This window comes from Pedobacter sp. MC2016-05 (assembly GCF_026239735.1).
Lineage (GTDB): Bacteria > Bacteroidota > Bacteroidia > Sphingobacteriales > Sphingobacteriaceae > Pedobacter.
Map to the genome: position 1 here is coordinate 62724 of NZ_JAPIVT010000006.1, position 18711 is coordinate 81434.

At 38.7% G+C, this 18711-nt stretch carries 14 protein-coding genes; 3 read left to right on the forward strand and 11 right to left on the reverse strand.

Annotation, left to right across the window (positions count from 1 at the left end):
• Positions 1-11: 11 nt before the first annotated feature.
• Positions 12-3278 (reverse strand): SusC/RagA family TonB-linked outer membrane protein, encoded by a 3267-nt coding sequence (locus tag OQZ33_RS10130; protein ID WP_265798926.1) that lies wholly within the window; start codon positions 3276-3278, stop codon positions 12-14.
• Between the two features lie 304 nt (positions 3279-3582).
• On the opposite strand from OQZ33_RS10130, the gene OQZ33_RS10135 reads away from it, so the two are divergent.
• Together OQZ33_RS10135 and OQZ33_RS10140 are read left to right on the forward strand one after the other, a co-directional pair.
• Positions 3583-4887, forward strand: coding sequence for a M23 family metallopeptidase (locus OQZ33_RS10135; protein WP_265798927.1), 1305 nt, complete (start codon positions 3583-3585; stop codon positions 4885-4887).
• 8 nt (positions 4888-4895) lie between these two features.
• On the forward strand, positions 4896-5318 hold the full coding sequence (locus OQZ33_RS10140) for a secondary thiamine-phosphate synthase enzyme YjbQ (protein ID WP_265798928.1): 423 nt from the start codon (positions 4896-4898) through the stop codon (positions 5316-5318).
• Positions 5319-5422: 104 nt separating this feature from the next.
• On the opposite strand, the gene OQZ33_RS10145 is transcribed toward OQZ33_RS10140, so the two are convergent.
• The 3 genes from OQZ33_RS10145 to OQZ33_RS10155 form a co-directional block, all read right to left on the reverse strand.
• Positions 5423-6400: a YihY/virulence factor BrkB family protein gene (locus OQZ33_RS10145; protein WP_265798929.1), complete on the reverse strand. Its 978-nt coding sequence runs from the start codon at positions 6398-6400 to the stop codon at positions 5423-5425.
• 277 nt (positions 6401-6677) lie between these two features.
• Positions 6678-7997, reverse strand: coding sequence for a DUF3887 domain-containing protein (locus tag OQZ33_RS10150; RefSeq protein ID WP_265798930.1), 1320 nt, complete (start codon positions 7995-7997; stop codon positions 6678-6680).
• 421 nt (positions 7998-8418) lie between these two features.
• A complete protein-coding gene (locus OQZ33_RS10155; protein WP_265798931.1) occupies positions 8419-8835 on the reverse strand; it encodes a VOC family protein in 417 nt (138 codons plus the stop codon).
• Positions 8836-9070: 235 nt separating this feature from the next.
• Between OQZ33_RS10155 and OQZ33_RS10160 the strand changes: the two genes are divergently transcribed.
• Entirely contained in the window at positions 9071-10057 is a 987-nt protein-coding gene (locus tag OQZ33_RS10160; protein WP_265798932.1) for a GlxA family transcriptional regulator, read from the forward strand.
• A 208-nt stretch (positions 10058-10265) separates the two neighbouring features.
• Here the strand turns inward: OQZ33_RS10160 and OQZ33_RS10165 are convergent, their stop codons facing one another.
• From OQZ33_RS10165 to OQZ33_RS10195, 7 genes are all read right to left on the reverse strand, one after another.
• Positions 10266-10655, reverse strand: coding sequence for a LiaF transmembrane domain-containing protein (locus OQZ33_RS10165; RefSeq protein ID WP_265798933.1), 390 nt, complete (start codon positions 10653-10655; stop codon positions 10266-10268).
• A gap of 150 nt (positions 10656-10805) precedes the next feature.
• Complete coding sequence (rpiA, locus tag OQZ33_RS10170) at positions 10806-11486, reverse strand: ribose-5-phosphate isomerase RpiA (protein ID WP_265798934.1); 681 nt, start codon at positions 11484-11486, stop codon at positions 10806-10808.
• Positions 11487-11793: 307 nt separating this feature from the next.
• A complete protein-coding gene (locus OQZ33_RS10175) occupies positions 11794-14082 on the reverse strand; it encodes a GH92 family glycosyl hydrolase (RefSeq protein ID WP_265798935.1) in 2289 nt (762 codons plus the stop codon).
• 102 nt (positions 14083-14184) lie between these two features.
• Complete coding sequence (locus OQZ33_RS10180; RefSeq protein ID WP_265798936.1) at positions 14185-14856, reverse strand: basic secretory protein-like protein; 672 nt, start codon at positions 14854-14856, stop codon at positions 14185-14187.
• A 200-nt stretch (positions 14857-15056) separates the two neighbouring features.
• Positions 15057-15728, reverse strand: coding sequence for a basic secretory protein-like protein (locus OQZ33_RS10185; RefSeq protein ID WP_265798937.1), 672 nt, complete (start codon positions 15726-15728; stop codon positions 15057-15059).
• A 4-nt stretch (positions 15729-15732) separates the two neighbouring features.
• Positions 15733-16713: a basic secretory protein-like protein gene (locus OQZ33_RS10190; protein ID WP_265798938.1), complete on the reverse strand. Its 981-nt coding sequence runs from the start codon at positions 16711-16713 to the stop codon at positions 15733-15735.
• A 164-nt stretch (positions 16714-16877) separates the two neighbouring features.
• Positions 16878-18710, reverse strand: a complete 1833-nt coding sequence (locus tag OQZ33_RS10195; RefSeq protein ID WP_265798939.1) for a RagB/SusD family nutrient uptake outer membrane protein — start codon at positions 18708-18710, stop codon at positions 16878-16880.
• Position 18711 lies beyond the last annotated feature (1 nt).

The following is an 18711-nucleotide window of genomic DNA, read 5'->3' on the forward strand; positions in this document are numbered from 1 at the left end:
TCAGGGCTAGATTAAAAAGTTAATTTAATACCTAGGTTATAGGCTCTGGCCAATGGATAATTACCATAATCTACTCCAGGAGTTAAGTTTGCACCAGCATTATAATCTACTTCAGGATTGTAACCTTTGTAATCGGTAATGGTAAATGCATTATCAACACTTCCAAAAACTCTTATATTTTCTACATGAAGGGTTTTGGCAACCATTTTAGGAAAATTATAACCCAATGTGATGTTTGTACACCTTAAATACGATCCATCCTGTACATAAAATGAGGACAAACGCGTACTGTTACTTTGCGTACCTGCACGGGAAGCACGGTAATTTAAACCGCTCCCGGGATTTGCTGCATTGCGGTAACGATCTGCAACTTCTGCGTATTGGTTGCCTGATCCTTCAAAGTTATACAGGTAATAATCCTGACCATCCAACACATCGTTACCTTGCGACCCATTGAAAGAAGCCCTGATATCAAATGATTTATAATTTGCATTCACTGCGAAACCGTAGGTAAAATCCGGGTAAGGGTTACCAATTACTTTCTTATCAGCATCGTTAACCACGCCGTCGCCATTGGTGTCTTCAAAATACAAATCGCCTACCTTGTAAGGATTAGATTGTGCAGAAGATGGTGCAACTTTACCTAATAATTCTGGTGTTACCCTACCAGCAACCTGGTAACCATAAAACATACCAATTGATTGACCTTCTTGTGTAATATGCGTAATGTACTGTCGCTCTGCACCCACACTAAAAATGGTGCTGTTTCCACCCAAATTAAGCACTTTGTTACTGTTAAAAGAGATATTTCCGCTTAAGCCTAAGTTGAAATTATCGGTGCTGACCACACGGCCGTCCAATTGGAAATCGAAACCTTTATTTCTGACTTTACTATCTCTTAAATTAGTTAAGATGCTTGATGATCCAGAAATTGCAGAAATAGGCTGGTTGAATAATAAATTGTAAGATAAACTGTAATAGTAGTTGGCAATGAATGAAAGGCGACCGTTGAAGAAACTTAAATCCGTACCGAAATTGTATTGTGATGTGGACTCCCAACCCAGGTTCTGATCTTTAATACCGCCAGCCCAAACTGCAGTTGCAATGGCATTTCCAAATACAACACCACCCGGGCTGCTCATGGTTTGCGTATGGTTGTTATCGCCAATATTGTTGTTACCGCTTAAACCCCAACTTGCTCTTAATTTAACGGTAGAACCGTTACCAAGGAAGTCGTTATACCAGCTTTCTTGAGATAGATTCCAGCCTGCCGCTGCTGATGCAAAAGCACCCCACTTATTGTTTGGACCAAACCTTGATGAACCGTCCATACGGAAAGTACCACTCAAATAGTATTTGCTATCGAAATTGTAGCTGGCACGACCAAAATACGACAATAAGGTGGTGACGTATTTATTTGCCGAATTCAGCACAAAATCTGTATTCGCGGCGCCTTTATCAGATATTTCACCTATTTTATCGCTTGTAAAACCCGTTGCGGTTACCCTTACTAAATCACTTGTGGTATGTTGAGCAGAATATCCACCCAAAATATCCAGATTGTGTTTGCCAAAAGTTTTGTTGTAATCCAATGTAAATTCGGCCAGCTTATCTACCTGCGTTAAGTTTTGGGCTACTGCATTTGCAGCCGCAATTGATGATGGAGAACCGGGTGCATTTCCGCCGCCATTACTTAAACTGGTGGGGCGATAATAATCATACTTTTCACTGTAATTGTTCGTACCTAAATTGGCCTTGAAATTTAAACCAGTTAAAATTTCGAAGTTGGCATAAGCATTATAAGTGTTTCTGTTTCCAAGACGATTTACTTTCGTTTCATTAACCGTTGCTACCGGATTTTCTAAACCTTGATAACCAAATTGATTGGCCAAAGCAGACATGCCGTATTTTATCGGGTTACCGTTTGCATCTCTTGCAGGCAGGTATGGCAAGTAAAGCAATGCCGACATCATCGGACTAAAGCGACCTTCTCCAACCTCTTTATTATTGGTTTGCGTAAGCGAGATATTGGCGCCTACTTTTAATTTTTTACTTACCTGCCCTTCAATATTCGAGCGGAAATTTAAAGCCCGCATAGCGGTATTAGTTACAATACCATCTTGATCCTGGTATCCACCACTTACAAAGTATTTAATGTCTTTGTTTCCGCCAGAAAAAGCCAGGTTATGGCGCTGGAAAAACGCGTTTCGATACAATTCATCCTGCCAGTCGGTATTAAATGCAGGTGCCTTTGCCGTTTGACTAGCAAAATCATAAATATCTTCCGGTATACTTACTGATGATCCATTACCGACATTGGAAGTTCTGGCGGTGTTATTGTCAGAAAACATCGAATCATTCCAGGTTTTGCCGGCATTTACTACTAAATCTTTATAAGCGTTGTTTCGGCCATCAATCATCAGTTGAATAAACTGTGATGCATCCAATAGCTTCACCTTTTTGTGCAATTGAGTTACCCCAGCTTGTACATCATATTGGAAACGGCCCTTACCATCCTTACCTCTTTTGGTGGTAATCATCACCACGCCACCAGAAGCCCGCGAACCGTAAATAGCAGCAGAAGCCGCATCTTTTAAAATATCAATGGTTTCAATATCTTCAGGGTTGATGAATACATTATTTCCAGAAGGATAACCGTCTATTACATATAACGGATTTGAACTTGCATTGATTGAACCTACACCCCTAACCCGAATTTTAGTTCCGGCGTATGGTGCACCACTGGTTTGCGATACCTGCACACCAGCAACTTTACCTACTAAAGCCTGACCAACCGTTGGCGCACTTAGATTCATTTCGCTTGCCTTTACACTGCTAATGGCTCCTGTTACATCCGATTTTCTAATCTTTTGATAACCGATTGCCACTACCTCATTTAAAGTATTGTTACTTTCTTTTAGTTTAACATTAATCGTTTTACCTCCTGACACTAAAATTTCCTGCGTTTCGTACCCAATAAATGAGAAAACCAAGGTCGCACCATTGGCAACATCTATCGTAAATCTTCCATCGCCATCGGTTGAGGTTGTTCTTTTGGTTTGTTTGTCATAAATGCTAACGCCTGGAAGTGGCTGGCCTTTTTCGTCTGTAACTGTTCCGCTAATAGCAGCCAGGCGATTGTTTAATTTAACGATTGAAGAATTTTCGCCAGAAATAACGGCAAAGGCTGTGGAATTGCAAAGAGCCAATAAACCAATGGGCACAAGCATTTTCCTACAGGTATGTTTAATACCTGCTGCTGAAAAAAATGATATCATCTTTTTTGTATTAGTTTGTTTTTTAGAATTTAATATTTGTTGATGTTTTGAAGGCTTGTAAGCTTTAATTTACATAGGCTAATTATTTTGGCAAAAGCTATTCGGAGCGCCTTTTACGGATGCAAAACTAGGTGTGTACTTTTAACACTATGTATGGAACATGTTAACTCTACAATAACAACAGCCGGGCATTGTTAAGCCTGTGTTAAATAATTTTCAATCGATAAAATTAAGCTGCTGAACGGGAGTAAGATGATGAAAACTTGTAGTGCGAAATTTTGTTTCCTTAAGTAAATCATCCGGTATGCAGCTACGTTTTATATTTATTTTCTTCGTCTATATCTCGCTCGTCTCTTGTAAATCAGGCACTGTAAATTTATTTAAGGCGGCTAGTCCGCATGAACAATATAAACGCAAATTAGAAACCGCAGGACTGGATAAAACCGCCATGGGATCAGCTTGGATTAATGCCTCATCAGCCAGTATGCAGAAAGCACTGACCATCAAAATTCCTTACAAGGAAACGGGTTATTTTGATGCCGGAAAAATTCCAGCAGCTGCTTATCAGTTTTCAGCCACAAAAGGACAAAAACTCACCATCGGTTTGGAAAAAAAACCTTCAGCATCGGCGCTTTATGTGGATCTGTGGTACCTCGCCGATATCAACAACCCAAAAAGAATCGCTTCGGCTGACACCCTTAACAATCCCATTCAGCATGAAATTGAGGATACCGGAAATTATTTGATCAGATTGCAGCCTGAATTATTACAAAGTGTGGAATACACGATAACCATTACTGCTGGCCCATCGCTGGCTTTTCCGACCATATCAAAAAGCAAAAGTATTGGCAGTTTTTGGGGCGATGGAAGAGATAATAATGCCCGTAAACATGAAGGTGTTGATATTTTCGGGCCGGCGAGAAGTCCGGTTTTAGCGAGCGCTGATGGAACCGTCACCCGGGTAAATGAAAATAATTTAGGTGGAAGAGTGGTATGGTTGCGCCCAAAAGGAAAAGATTACACCCTCTATTATGCGCATTTGGACAAGCAAATTGCAGTGGAAGGTCAGGAAATAGAACTAGGAGATACCTTGGGTTTAATGGGGAATACGGGGAATGCAAAAACTACCGCTCCTCACCTTCATTTTGGCATTTACACCTTCGGTGGTGCAATAAATCCCTTACCGTTTATCGATCCGGTTACTAAAACCCCAGCTAACATTTCTGCCGCCATTTCGAACCTGAACAAAACTTTGAGAACATCATCAAAAAGTACCTTCTATAGCTCCATCCAAAAAAGTGGAACCATCGCAACGCTAAATTCGGGTACAATTATTAACGTCAACTCCGCAACAGAAAATTTGTATAAAGCGGAACTACCTGATGGAACTACTGGTTTTATCGACAGTAAATCGCTTGTTCAAACTACCAAACCATTAAAAAAGATAAGAATAAATATGAACCAGCAAAAAGTGTTCGATCAACCAGACAGCCTTGCAGCAGTGAAGCTGAATTTAAAGACTGGAGCCACGGTAAATGTTTTAGGTAATTTCAACAGCTATCAATTAATCAGCGATGAAAATTCGCAAATTGGCTGGATAGTTAAATAATTTTGAACATGAAAATATTTCAGCAAGCCTTTGCGCTTCGAGAGAGAAGACGTGGTTTCCATATCATTACCGACGAAATAGAGGATGCACTTCCAGAAATTTCAGCTATAAAGGTGGGCATTTGTCAAGTATTTATTCAGCATACTTCAGCTTCGCTAACGATAAATGAAAATGCAGATCCAACGGTTCGTATTGATTTTGAAATGTTTTTTAATAAAACAGTTAAAGAGAACGATACGGATTATGAGCATGATTACGAAGGATCGGACGATATGCCAGCGCATTTAAAATCGGCACTGTTGGGGAGTTCAGTTACTATTCCTATTCGTAACGGAAGATTGGCATTGGGTACCTGGCAAGGTGTTTATCTCTGCGAACACCGCAACAGAGGCGGCCAGAGAAGACTAGTGGTTACGGCCTGGGGCGAATAGAACAGGCTCATCAGTGGGAAGCCAATTTTTTATTGGCTGTGGCGGCAATCGCATATACATCTTAAATCATATTACTCGATCGTGAAATAAGGAATTGATCAAATCTATTTGTCTTTTTCTTTCTTTACCTGTTCTACTATTTCGGGATGATTATCCTGGATCGATTTTCTGGTTGACTCCACCTCCACCTCTTTTGTGGTAACGGCATAGTGTGCCGGGTAAATTTCCGATCCGTAGGCAATGGCATAAGCTTTAGTAAATTCTGCTCCAAAATATAAAATGATAGAGGAATAATAAGTCCATAATAATACAATAATTAATGAGCCTGCTGCACCATATGTACCTCCAACATCGCTTTGACCAATATAAACGGATATGGCAAACTTACCAATCATAAAAAGCACAGCCGTTACAACAGCTCCAGCCAAAACATCTTTCCATTTGATGATGGCATCTGGCAAAACTTTAAAGATAACTGCAAAAATTAAAGTAATTACGCTCAAGGTAACCACCAGATTAATCACATAAAATACGTAAAAAGAAACATCGGCAAAACGAGCTTGAAGCCGGTCGCTAAATGCATCTAAAACTGAAGTTACCGCCAATGAAACCAATAACACGAAGCCTAAACTGATAATAACTGAAAATGATAAAAACCTATTTTGAAGCATTTTCACCCAACCGTGTTTTGGTTTGGGTTTTAAACCCCAAATGGTATTAATTGAATCCTGTATATCGCCGAAAATAGTGGTAGAACCGATAAGCAAGGTCACGATACCAATTATTAAAGCAATAGTACCTTTATCATCCAAATATGCATTTTTGATTAGCTCTTGTAGTGAGGTAGCTGATTCGCGACCGAGAAAACCAACCAATTGTTCGTACACCTTACCTTCTGCAATTTCTCTTCCTAAAAAGATGCCGCATAGCGAAATGATCACAACCAATAGCGGAGCCATAGAGAATACGGTATAATAAGCTAGAGAGCCACTTAGTTTGGTTACTTTATGATCGCCAAAGCCAGTAAATGATGCTTTTAATACGCCCCAAATTCCTTTTAATGTTACCTTTTGCTTTGCCATAAATACGTAGAGTAAGATGAATGATCTAAACTTTAAACCGCATACATTTTGAATTGTTTGTATTTTATCGATTTATCAAAAGAGGAATAAGATATCCGGCCACTTATTTTTCTGCCTTGGAGATGCTCCAACTAATATTCAAAACATTCTTTCGAACCGATTTATAGATGATGATGATTCAAGCGGTCTGAATATACCTTGATATAATTTGTGCTGAAATTCGGGGAATAAAAAAAGCCCTGGTTTTTTGCCAGGGCTCGATAACGAGTGTTTGTATTTATTTTGCCTTTATCCAAACGGCCAGGTCATTTACCAAACCTTCAGATACATTTACCGGTGTTTGATATTGGCCCATACTTCCTTTTTCTGTTTGCGGACTTAACAAGTGATTCAAATCCGGATAATATTTTAGCGTGACATTCTTTTTCTTCGATAATGCCGAATTCCATAAATCGAAATCAGTTTTGCTTACCTGGAAATCATTTCCACCTTGCAATACGTAAATCTTTTTAGTTAAACCTTTAGCGGTATTCACCTGATTGTAAGTATTTAAATCGACCCAATATTTAGCAGGCAAACCCAATATAGATGAATCTGGTTTAATGGTTGTACCCAATTGTGTGATTCTGCTTTTATTGATTTGTACTATGGCATCATCAAGATATTTTTTGTTTTCTGTAGTCGTATCCTTCGACAAATCGAACATGTATTTGTTTTGTTCTGCAATAATATCACTCAGCTTTCTGGCAGGGGCAGCGGCCAATATAATTCCAGCCACATCTGGCGAGGTTGCTGCAAGTTTTGGTGCCAACATGCCACCTAAACTGTGGCCAAAAACATAAATGCTTTTAGGGTTTGCACCCACAACGGCTTTAGCTGCTGCAATTGCTGCTGCTGCATCATCCAAAACCTCTTCTTTTACAGTATAAGGTTTCGAAAATTCATTAGGATATACTAAGGTTCTTTTTACATAACGAACAGAACCAATACCTTTGGAGGCCAAACCGCCTGCCAAATCTTTAAAAGGCTTATTGGCACCTATAGTTTCGTCCATATCGCTGGGGCCCGAACCATGCACAAAAACCACCATCGGAAAGTTTTTTACATTTTTAGGCGTGGTTACTATTGCAGCTAGCTGCTTGCCGCCAACACCTACATACACCTGTTTCTCGCTATATAAGTTGGTATCGGCATAAACTGGCTTAGCATAAGCCACATTACTTTTAGCTGGCGCAAGGAAAATACCAACAATTTTTTGTGCTTTATTAAACCCAAGAATAAAATTTTGTGCTCCGTTTGCGAATTTTCCTTCAACTGTTACTGCAAAAAACTGACCTTGTGCTTTACTTTGAATGGCATCGAAACTTTCTGCCTTACCATATTTGGTACCTATATCAAACCAAAGTTTCTTTAAATTCTCTTCACTGAGTTTTGTTTTTAAGGTATCATCAAAAAATGCATGTGCATCATTAAATTTCTCTTCCTGCAGCACCTTAAAAAAATCGTTTGCGCTGTTAAACAATTGTATCACATTCTGAGAAAATGCTGTAGTGGTAAACAGTAGTGCAATAACAAATAAAATACTTCTCTTCATCATAAATCTTGTGTCGGTTTGGAATTCACAAGTATCAAAGTTAAGAATATTTGCCTTTTAAAAAGGGATTAATGAAGGGAGAATAGGTTTTAACGTTTTTTAACATTTCACCTCTCTACGATAAAGTTAGCGGTCAAATACAATCACAAGACACGCTTTGTTTTTTTCGAAATTTATAGGTTACTCATTGATAAAAAATAGAGTCTGTAGGATTTATGTAACGCCAAATGCACTTCGTTTGAGTATTGCCGTTTAACGCCCCCCACGTTAAAAACCAGTACAATTTTGGCCACTTATCCATGGGCGAAGGGGTACCCTGAAGCAAGGTGGGAACCACCGAAGCGAAGCGTACAAGCGAAGCACAGGAAGAAAGAAAATGGCGAGAACAAGCTTTGCGCTTCACAAAAATGGGAATCAAACGGTTTTAAATATACTTTTTATCGAAATTAATTAACCAGGTATTGCCAAATCGGTCTATCAAATCGCCAAATAATGCGCCCCAAAAGGTTTTCTGTAGTGGATTTACTGGTGTCCCTCCTTTTGAAAGTTTTTCATAACACGCTATTGTTTCCTCTTCCGAATCGCAATTTAGCATTAGTGAAACCGCATTGCCCTTGACCAAACCAGCATCAACCACCAAATCGGTTCCCATAATTACTATCTCGTTGGAGGTAAGCACCGCATGCAAAATTTTATCTGCCATAATTTGAGGCATATTGCCTGCCATTGGCGATTCGCCGATGCTTTGGAGTGTTAATTCGCCACCAAGGCAATCGTGGTAAAAGCGCATGGCCTCTCTACAATTTCCGTTAAAAGATAAATATGAGTTGATGTGAGCCAATTTAATTCCTCCTTTTAATCTCCAACGATCCGGCGCAAATCGCGACTTTGTTGATATTGTTCGATTCCATACTCAACCACCATATTGTTAGCTTGTACAAAAATAGCTGCTTGGTGTAAGATCAGAAGAAGAAGAAACGACAATTATTGGGGTTGTTTACGACAAAGACCGTTGTTATATTTGTTTAGTCGAAACCGATGAAAACCAGGTAGATAACCAAATACAAAAAAATTACATGAAACATGTATCGATTTTAGTTCCGGAAACTGCTGTAATTGAAGCGATCGCGGATCCTAGATATTTATTTACCGCAGTGAATGAATTTTTACAGGCATCTGGAAAACAACCGCTTTTTAAAGTGGAGCTTGTCGCCGCATCAAAAGAAGTAAGATTAAATAATAATCTGTTCTCGGTCCACCCAGATAAGCTTTTAGGAGATGTAGATCAAACTGACTTGATTTTTATACCTGCCATCAGCGGAAACGTGAATAATGCAATTGAATCAAATGAAATCCTTCTTCCATGGATTGTAAAACACCACGCCCGGGGTTCGGAGGTGGCATCGCTTTGCATGGGAGCATTTTTATTGGCATCTACAGGTTTATTAGACGGTAAAAAATGTTCTACTCATTGGTTATTTTCCAGCCAGTTTAGAGCCATGTTTCCGAATGTAGATTTGGTTGATGGAAGTATTATTACCGAATCGCATGGAATCTACTCCAGCGGAGGCGCCAATTCTTATTGGAATTTACTTTTGTACCTTGTAGAGAAATATACAGACAGGGATACCGCGATTTTAGCAGCTAAATATTTTGCGATAGATATTGATCGAGAAAGTCAGTTGGCATTTATGATGTTTCAGGGCCAAAAAGGCCATGAAGATGAAAAGATAAAAAAGGCTCAGGAGTTTATTGATGGTAATTACCAGGAAAAAATTACGGTAGACCAATTGGCCGATCTCCTGGCTTTGGGAAGAAGAAGTTTTGAGCGCCGTTTTAAAAGTGCTACGAAAAATACGGTAATCGAATATATTCAACGGGTTAAAATAGAAGCCGCCAAACGGAGCTTTGAATCGAGCCGAAAAAACATCACCGAGGTGATGTTTGATGTGGGCTATACCGATAATAAATCTTTCAGAGATGTTTTCAAGAAAATTACGGGTTTAACCCCGATTGAGTATAGGAATAAGTATCATAAAGAAGTTCCGGTATTGCAAGCTTAACTTTTTTTAAAAAAAAAGATACCACCATACAATAATTTTAATTCTCAGCGTTTATGTATGTGAGAGCGTTAATTTAGATGACGGGGATACTGCCTTAATGGTGGGATCCCCGTTTCTTTTTGCAGAGGTTTTTTCGAAATTATATGGCATGAAAAAAGGGACAATTTTGTAAAATGTCCCTTTTTGATATATGATGGAGGTACGAATTTTAATTGTTCACATCCGAAAAATCAACTGTTTTCTTTTGAGTATAATCATTAACACTTTTCAATCTTTTTGGTTTTAATATCAAGTATAAACCTACTCCTATAAAGGCTAAAGCCGCTGTAATTCTGGAGATTTCAAAATCGAAAACAACAATATGCTTTAAAGTAAATATTGCGCCGATAACGGTTAATGCCACCCAGCTACTGCCTTGATAATTTTTGCGGTAACCGAGCCATAAACCAGCCCCAAGCATAATGGTATGCCAACTTAAAATCCAATGAGGAATATCTAATCCTGAATTTCTTAATAAGAATACAGATCCGATAGCGACAATTAAAATGCCCAACCCTAATTGTTTATCTGCTTGATTTTTTTTGAAGAAAGTTTCCATAACCGTTTTGTTTTATGATTCAAATGTATCACAGAAACAGGAGTTGGGAAATGGCTTTCCTTTGAATAAGTTTAAAACGTCGGTAAGTGAAATAAAACCGTCGGTTAAAATATTTTTACTTTTTTGGGGGATGTTATTTTCTCGGTAGGATTATTCGAAAATGATGATTTCATCACCTTTACTCATGATCACCGTAGAAGTAAGGTCAATGAACAACCCGTGAGCAAGTAAACCATCAATTTGGTTAAGTTCATGGCTTAGTTGAGCAGGATTGTTGATGAGTCCGAAATCTGCGTCAATAATAAAATTACCATTATCGGTGATGAACGCTTGATCATTTTTTATTCTTTTATTTCCTTTACCGCCGAGTTCTTTTATTTGATTAAAAACATATTGGTAGGCCAGCGGGATCACCTCAATTGGAACGGTAAAAGCGCCTAGTAGAGTAACTTTTTTTGAAGCATCGGTAACAATAATTGATTTCTTGCTTAAGGATGCCATAATTTTTTCGCGGAACAATGCTCCTCCTCCACCTTTAATTAAAGCGAGCGATTCGGTAAATTCATCAGCACCGTCGATACTAATATTGATAGATGATAAATCGCCAAGTGGGAGAATTTCGATACCAAAAGACTTAGCCAATTCTTCGGTATGAACAGAACTTGCAGCAGCTTGAATTTTAAAGCCATTTTGTACCATTTTACCGAGTTCTTTTGTAGCAAATGTTGCCGTAGAGCCCGTACCTAAACCAACTAAATCTCCTTCTTTTACAAATTTTATTGCGGCTTTAGCTGCCGCTAATTTTTCAGCATCTTGTTGAGTGGTTTCCATAGCAGTAAAAATAGAGAATTATGCGTTTTAGTAGCCACAGATTCGCAGATAATTTTGTGCTTACGCTTGTTTCTGATGGAAGCGATTAAATCGCTTTGTTATCGATGCACTAGTTAGAAACGAGCGCAGGTAAAACAAAAAAAATTATTGCCGTTAAGCAATAATTCCTTTTTCTAACGTTTATATAACTGAGAGCGTTAATTTAGATGATGGGGATTCTGCGATAATGTGGAATCCCCATTTCTTTTAGATCTTATTTTTGGGTAAAAAATCGGACTGTAGGTAGCAAGCTTCAGTCCGATTTTTTTTATTTCTCCGTGGACATAGAGTAAGGGAAATCTACTGGTTTTGAACCTCTAACTTTATTTGGCGTTGCTCCCATGCTAAAATTTAATACTGCTCCCTTTTGCAATCCACTGTGGCTGATCCAATTTTTAGAATATGGCTTACCATTCATTTGCAGCGACTGCACATAACGGTTGCTATCGCTATTTGCCGCAGCATTTATAACCACTTGTTTGCCGTTCTCTAATGTTAGCGTTACCTTTTTAAATAATGGCGCACCCAATACATATTGATCAACCGCTGGCGTTACCGGATAAAATCCCATAGCTGAGAAAACATACCAGGCAGATGTTTGTCCATTATCTTCATCTCCGCAATAACCATCTGGCGTAGCTTTGTACATTCTATTCATCGTTTCGCGAACCCAATATTGTGTTTTATAAGGTGCACCACCATAGTTGTACAAATAAATCATGTGTTGAATCGGTTGGTTTCCATGTGCATACTGACCCATGTTTGCAATCTGCATTTCACGAATTTCGTGAATCACACCACCATAAGCACTTTCGTCAAACACTGGAGGCATAGAGAAAACGGAATCCAGTTTGGTTACAAATTTATCGTGACCACCCATCAGCTTCGCTAAGCCATCAACATCCTGGAAAACTGACCAGGTGTAATGCCAGCTGTTGCCTTCTGTAAATGCCCCACCCCATTTAAAAGGGCTGAACGGACTTTGGAAAGTACCATCCTGATTTTTGCCTCTCATCAATCCCGAAGCCGGATCAAAAAGATTTTTGTAGTTCATTGCTCTTTTTTTGTAGATATCAATCTCTGAAGCTGGTTTACCTAAAGCTCTACCCAACTGATAAATTGTAAAATCATCATAAGCATACTCTAAAGTTTTAGCAGCATTTTCGTTTTTCTTTACATCAAATGGCACGTAACCTAATTCGTTGTAGTACTTCACGCCATCACGACCAACAGCCTCCACCGGACCTTCATTATTGGCTCCATGTTTTAATGCATCCCACAAGGTTTGGATATCGTAACCACGTAAGCCTTTAATGTAAGCATCAGAAACTACTGAAGCCGAGTTGTTACCTACCATAATGTTAGCATAACCTGGACTACTCCATTCTGGCAACCAACCACCTTCTTTATAATCGTTGATTAATCCTTCCTGCATCTCTTTGTTAATGGATGGATAAACCAAGTTTAAGAAAGGATATAATGCTCTGAATGTATCCCAGAAGCCAGTTCCTGCGAACATATAACCAGGAAGTGTTTTGCCATTATAAGGGCTCCAGTGTACAACTTTGTTACTTGCATCTACCTCATATAATTTATTAGGGAAAAATAATGTACGGTATAAGCAAGAATAAAAAGTACGCATTTGATCAATTGAACCACCTTCAACCGCAATTTTGTTTAACGTTTTGTTCCAGATTGCTCTTCCTTTTGCTTTTGTAGCATCGAAACCATCGTTCGCCAATTCTCTTTTTAGATTCAAATCAGCTTGCTCAAAACTGATAAATGATGAAGCCACTTTAGCAGTAACCTGCTCGCCCTTTTTAGTACTGAAACCAATAATGGCACCGCTATGGTCGCTTTCCAGTTCCAGCTCATTATCTTTAAGATTCTTGCCGCTCCAGGTTTTAGCCAATTTGAAATCTTTGTTAAAATAAACTACAAAGTAATTTTTAAAGTTTTTTGGTAGCGGACCACGGGCATATTTAGTAGTGTAGCCAATAATCTTGCGTTCAGCAGGAATAATTTTAATGTACGATCCTTTGTTTAAGGCATCTACAACTACATAAGAACTATCCGTTTTAGGAAATGTAAATCTGAATTGAGCAGCTCTTTCCGTAGGAGTAATTTCGGTCGTTACATCTGCATCAGCCAGATAAACACTATAATAATACGGCTTGGAAACTTCTGCTTTATGGCTAAACCAGCTCGCACGGTCATCTTCATTGAACCTTAATTTACCTGTAACAGGCATAATGGTGAAAGCTGCATAGTCGTTCATCCAGGGCGAAGGCTGGTGCGTTTGTTTAAATCCACGGATTTTGTCAGCATCATAAGTATAAGCCCAGCCATCGCCCATCTTGCCGGTTTGTGGCGTCCACATATTCATTCCCCACGGCAAACCGATGGAAGGATAAGTGTTTCCATTTGATAAACTAGGTTTAGATTGTGTTCCCATTAAAGGATTGATCCAATCAACCGGATCGGTAATTTTGCCAACTGTTTGTGCAAAACCAGCAGTAGCTGCAAAGCTTAACAGAGCGATAAATAACTTTTTCATTTATTTAGTGTGTTTGAGATAATATTGAGATTATTGTTAACAGTCGCTAACCGTACATTTGTTGATGCAATAATCATCATTGATTTGTATGTTGATATGAGTTTAAATTTCTGGACTTTTAATGTAATCTGACCAAAGCGTATCTAAATCTTTACCTGTTAATTTGGTCCAAATTTCAGCTTTATAGCTATGATCTCTTAATGATGCATCGACAGCCTTGATGGTTCCTGCCTTTACATTTTTCTCTATCCAAGCAAAAAAACGAGCTGTAATTCTATAGCTGTTTTTATAAGTGTGTTCTGGTTTTAAAGCAGGTAGCGTCCATTTAGCACCAGCATTGTCTACACCAAATTTATATCTGGCATAATCTGCAATGCCTTCGGTTAACCAGCCTGGCCCTACACTTCTACCATAATCCTGAACAATATGCATCACTTCGTGAGTAACTACATCAATATCTTCCGGGTGTTTTACCATCCAAATAGAACTGTAAGTTACCACGCCATTAGCCGTAGCGGCAACCCCTTTGTATGCAGTATCAACGAAGAACTTGACAGTTTTCAACGTTTTAGGATTATATTCCTTTGCTAATTTAGGATAGACCTCAAAAAAAGTTTCTATCATGCGTTTTTTTAGCTGTGGATCGAGTACTGCAAAGTTGCTTTCGAACGTTAAAGTATAGCCTTTACGCTTAATTATTTCCTGTGCTTTTAAATGAAATAATGAGGCGCTTATTATGGTAAATAATAAAACCAGGGCTGATATTCTTTTCATTGGATCTCTAAGTTTTTGTTGTAGTTAGCATTATTATTCTGCAAAATAAAAATAATATGTAAAACGTTTTAGTAAACGGCTATTTATTTTTATAACATTTTTGATTGGAGGGATTTAAAGGCTTAAAAAAAACACAGACGATAAAAGAGCCATCGAATATTTGAATCCGTTGACTCTTTTATATTCATTTCGAGATAAAACTAATCGATGTCTTTATTTGTAAGATATAAGGCCCATAATTCGTCAACATTCTTCCCAGTAATTTGCTTCCACGATTCGGATGTGTAGGTATTATTTTTAAGTTGTGTATTAAGCTGAGCAATGGTATTTGGCTTTTGGTATTTATCCACCCATAGTAAGAATCGGGCAGTTACCCTATAGCCCATTCTGTAATGTTGGCGAGGATCAACTGAAGGTAAACTCCAATCTGCTGCAACATTATTAAGTCCATACTGAAAACGGCCACAATCTGCCAGGCCTTCTAAAAGCCACTCCGGACCCATCGCTTTAAAATCTTGCACAATATGCATCAGCTCATGGGTAACCAGATCGGTATCTTCCTGATGCTGTGATAGCCAGTTGGCACCAATCAATATTTTGCCCTTGCCTGAGATAGCCACTTTTTTATAATTCGTATCAATAGAAAGGATAACCGTTTTGGTGGCATCTGGATTAAAAGCCTTAACCATCTTAGGGTAAACCTCGAAGAACGTATTGGCAAGTTTCTGCGCCAATTCTTCTGTGATAAATGTGGAATTATCTAGAAAGTCAAGGGTATATTCCCCACGTGTGATCCGTTGATCACCTTGTGCAAATGTTTTTGATTTTAGTAAAAAAACAATGAAAGAGAGTATTAAGATAGATTTTTTCATATGATTATTTTGATTTTTTGTCGCTGTATTTTAATTCCACCTGATTCGGATTTTTACTGTATTCTTCCCAAAGTTGATCGATAGTTTTGCCCGTCAAGTTTGTCCAGGATTCTCCTGTATATTGGTGGGCTCTTAACTGCTGATCCAATGCTGCAATTAAACCCGGTTTCACATTTTGCTCCAACCAAGCGAAGAATCTGGCTGTAATCCTGTAGCTATTGGTATAGCTCTGTTTATCATTAAATGCGGGCAAACTCCATTTTGAACCCACATTGTCTACGCCATATTTATAGCGAACATAATCGGCAATTCCTTCTGTTAACCATACCGGACCAGCCGAATAGCCGTAACCCTGAACAATATGCATCGTTTCATGCGTAACCACATCAATATCTGTTGGATGTGCCTTCATATACCCTGCGCTAAACAAAATTCTATTGCCGCTGGCTTCTGCGACGGCTTTATAAGCCGTATCAACCACAAAAAGGACATCTTTAGTCGATTTATTATTGAAAGTTTTAACCAGTGTCGGATAAATTTCAAAATAAGTATCGATTAAATTTTGTCTTACCGTTGGGTCCAGATTTGGATCTTTGCTAATGAACGTAAGCTTATAACCTTTCTTGTTTTTGGTACTGTAAAAAGACCAGTTTCTGGTTAGAGCGACCTGCAACTCCTTATTAATCTTTTTTAATGATTTTCCCTTAACCCAATCGCTGTTTACTTTAATCTCTCCTGCTTTCGCTTTAATCGTCTCAGTTTCGCCATTGGCGATTTCTAGCACTACATCACGTTTCGTTCGGTAGCCATCAGCTGATGCGAAATAAGGATATTGCATATTAAATGCTAATGTTAAATGGCTTTTCGCTTCAGCACTTAATAAATTTGAAGGATCGGTGATCGTAATGCTAAATTCTCGTTGTTTCTGAGCCAATGCGCATAATGAGCAGGAAATCAGAACGAAAAGCAATATTCTTTTTGTCATTATTTTTGTTTTTATTTTAACTACCACCATTCGAGGTATCCTTTATTGATGATCTGCATTTAAAACATCAATAGAATTTAAATCGAATGAAGTTATCAAACTAATATTATCTCAATTATTCTTCATTAATAAAAAACACCGGGCCTAAACCCGGTGTAAATTATTTACCAACCTGTATTTTGAACAATTACAGGAACTTTTTGAATTTCTCCATTTGGTATTGGCCACAGATAGTGTTTCTTTTGAAATACCCTATTTTCAACCACCACCGGAGTAAAAAATCCTGGTGCATTTTGCGAAATGTTTAAGCCTCTAATTTGAGTATCAGTTGTTTCAGCAATCTTCCATTCTCTGGTATAGAAATAACGGTCCCACTCAAAAGCTAACTCCACACGTCTTTCTCGGCGGATAGCTTCTCGCATATTTGCAGGAACTGCAATTGCTCCTACGCCGCTTCCATAAGGCGCTATGCCCGCTCTTGTACGGATTCTGTTTAGGTACACCAGAATATCTGGATCAGATGGATTGGATTCTTGCAATGCTTCGATATAATCCAGATAAATTTCTGCCAATCTGATCACAGTAAAAATCGGTCTACCAGTTGTCCATCCTGCAACAGTAAGGTGCTTTCTTGAAGTGTAGCCCGTTTTTGTATAGTCATTATTCGCAATAGCACCTTTACCAGCATTACCGCTATTGGTAAAATCTGTAATGATGTTCGATTGAGGATTGATCCATTTGCGGCCACTGTAGGTAATGCTCGAGTAGAAACGAGGCTCGCGATTCACGAACATATTGCTGATTGACCTGGTCGTGTTTTGATCATTGGGATCTGGCGCCTGATAATTAGAAAATCCGTTAGCAGTATAGGTTGGATCATTTTCTATTGGTAAGCCATTTGCTGTAAAAAATGCATCAACCAGTTGTTGCGATGGAGATAAAAATGAACCGCCTTTATCACCTCCGGATGCACCGTTATGATTCGGCGCCAATGAATATTGGTAAAGCGTTACATCACCACCTCTACCAAAGATGATTTCTGAATTCCATCCATTTAAAAACACATCTCTTGTAGCGATAAAAGCCCTGTTGAAAGCTGTGTTTGGTAAACCAGATGGTGTTGCCGAAATATTATAGAGTGCATAGCTAGAGTAATTTGGGTTATCTAAAAATGCTTTGGCAGCAGTAGCCAATCTCGTCCATTTCGCTACACTGTATGTTTGATTGATCAATTGTTTTCCATCTTGATTTCTCAAACCAGCGTAATCTGTGTTTCCATTAAATAACGGACGAGCGGCTGTTAGCAGTGTTTTGATTTTATAAGCATCGGCAACTGATGCTGTGATGTGACCAAAATCTTCATTTGCCTGTGGTGTAGCTGGAAGACCTGCCGCTGCAGCTGTTAACTCGTTTACCACATAATCTACACATTCATCCATCGAGTTACGTGGCTTACTAATGGCCTCAAGCGGTGCATCCGATTGAATTGGTTCATTACCCAATAAAACCACCGGGCCGTATTGTCTAATTAAATGGTAGTAATAGATCGCTCTAAGTGCTCTAGCTTCATTTAAATAACGAGTTACCAAATCGATACCGCCAATATTACAATCGGTACATTTGGCAACATTGGCCATAAATGTACTAGCCGCCTGAATACCGCGGTAATAGTTTTGCCAATGATAATTCACTTGTCCGCTGGTTGCATCCCAGGCACCGGTATTAACGTTCTCAGTAAAATTTGGTAAGGTGTAATCTGCTTCATCAGATGCGGCTGTCCAAGGGCCACTATTGCCCAAAGCACTGGCTGAACGATCTTGATTTTGATCAGGTAAAGTTGAATAAACGTTTGCTAAAGCCTGATCTACAGTGCTTTTTCTTTGATACTGTTGTTCGAATGTCAACCGATCATCAGGCACTTGATTCAAAAATTTCTTACAGCTGTAATTACCAATGATCAGTAAAGTTCCAACTGTATATATAAATATCTTTTTCATG

Bases quoted from the DNA above. Each gene is read 5' to 3' on its own strand.
- OQZ33_RS10195 (WP_265798939.1), bottom strand. From the start codon at position 18,710: ATGAAAAAGATATTTATATATACAGTTGGAACTTTACTGATCATTGGT.
- OQZ33_RS10185 (WP_265798937.1), bottom strand. From the start codon at position 15,728: ATGAAAAAATCTATCTTAATACTCTCTTTCATTGTTTTTTTACTAAAA.
- OQZ33_RS10175 (WP_265798935.1), bottom strand. From the start codon at position 14,082: ATGAAAAAGTTATTTATCGCTCTGTTAAGCTTTGCAGCTACTGCTGGT.
- rpiA (WP_265798934.1), bottom strand. From the start codon at position 11,486: ATGGAAACCACTCAACAAGATGCTGAAAAATTAGCGGCAGCTAAAGCC.
- OQZ33_RS10160 (WP_265798932.1), top strand. From the start codon at position 9,071: ATGAAACATGTATCGATTTTAGTTCCGGAAACTGCTGTAATTGAAGCG.
- OQZ33_RS10140 (WP_265798928.1), top strand. From the start codon at position 4,896: ATGAAAATATTTCAGCAAGCCTTTGCGCTTCGAGAGAGAAGACGTGGT.
- OQZ33_RS10150 (WP_265798930.1), bottom strand. From the start codon at position 7,997: ATGATGAAGAGAAGTATTTTATTTGTTATTGCACTACTGTTTACCACT.
- OQZ33_RS10130 (WP_265798926.1), bottom strand. From the start codon at position 3,278: ATGATATCATTTTTTTCAGCAGCAGGTATTAAACATACCTGTAGGAAA.
- OQZ33_RS10145 (WP_265798929.1), bottom strand. From the start codon at position 6,400: ATGGCAAAGCAAAAGGTAACATTAAAAGGAATTTGGGGCGTATTAAAA.
- OQZ33_RS10135 (WP_265798927.1), top strand. From the start codon at position 3,583: ATGCAGCTACGTTTTATATTTATTTTCTTCGTCTATATCTCGCTCGTC.
- OQZ33_RS10165 (WP_265798933.1), bottom strand. From the start codon at position 10,655: ATGGAAACTTTCTTCAAAAAAAATCAAGCAGATAAACAATTAGGGTTG.
- OQZ33_RS10180 (WP_265798936.1), bottom strand. From the start codon at position 14,856: ATGAAAAGAATATCAGCCCTGGTTTTATTATTTACCATAATAAGCGCC.
- OQZ33_RS10190 (WP_265798938.1), bottom strand. From the start codon at position 16,713: ATGACAAAAAGAATATTGCTTTTCGTTCTGATTTCCTGCTCATTATGC.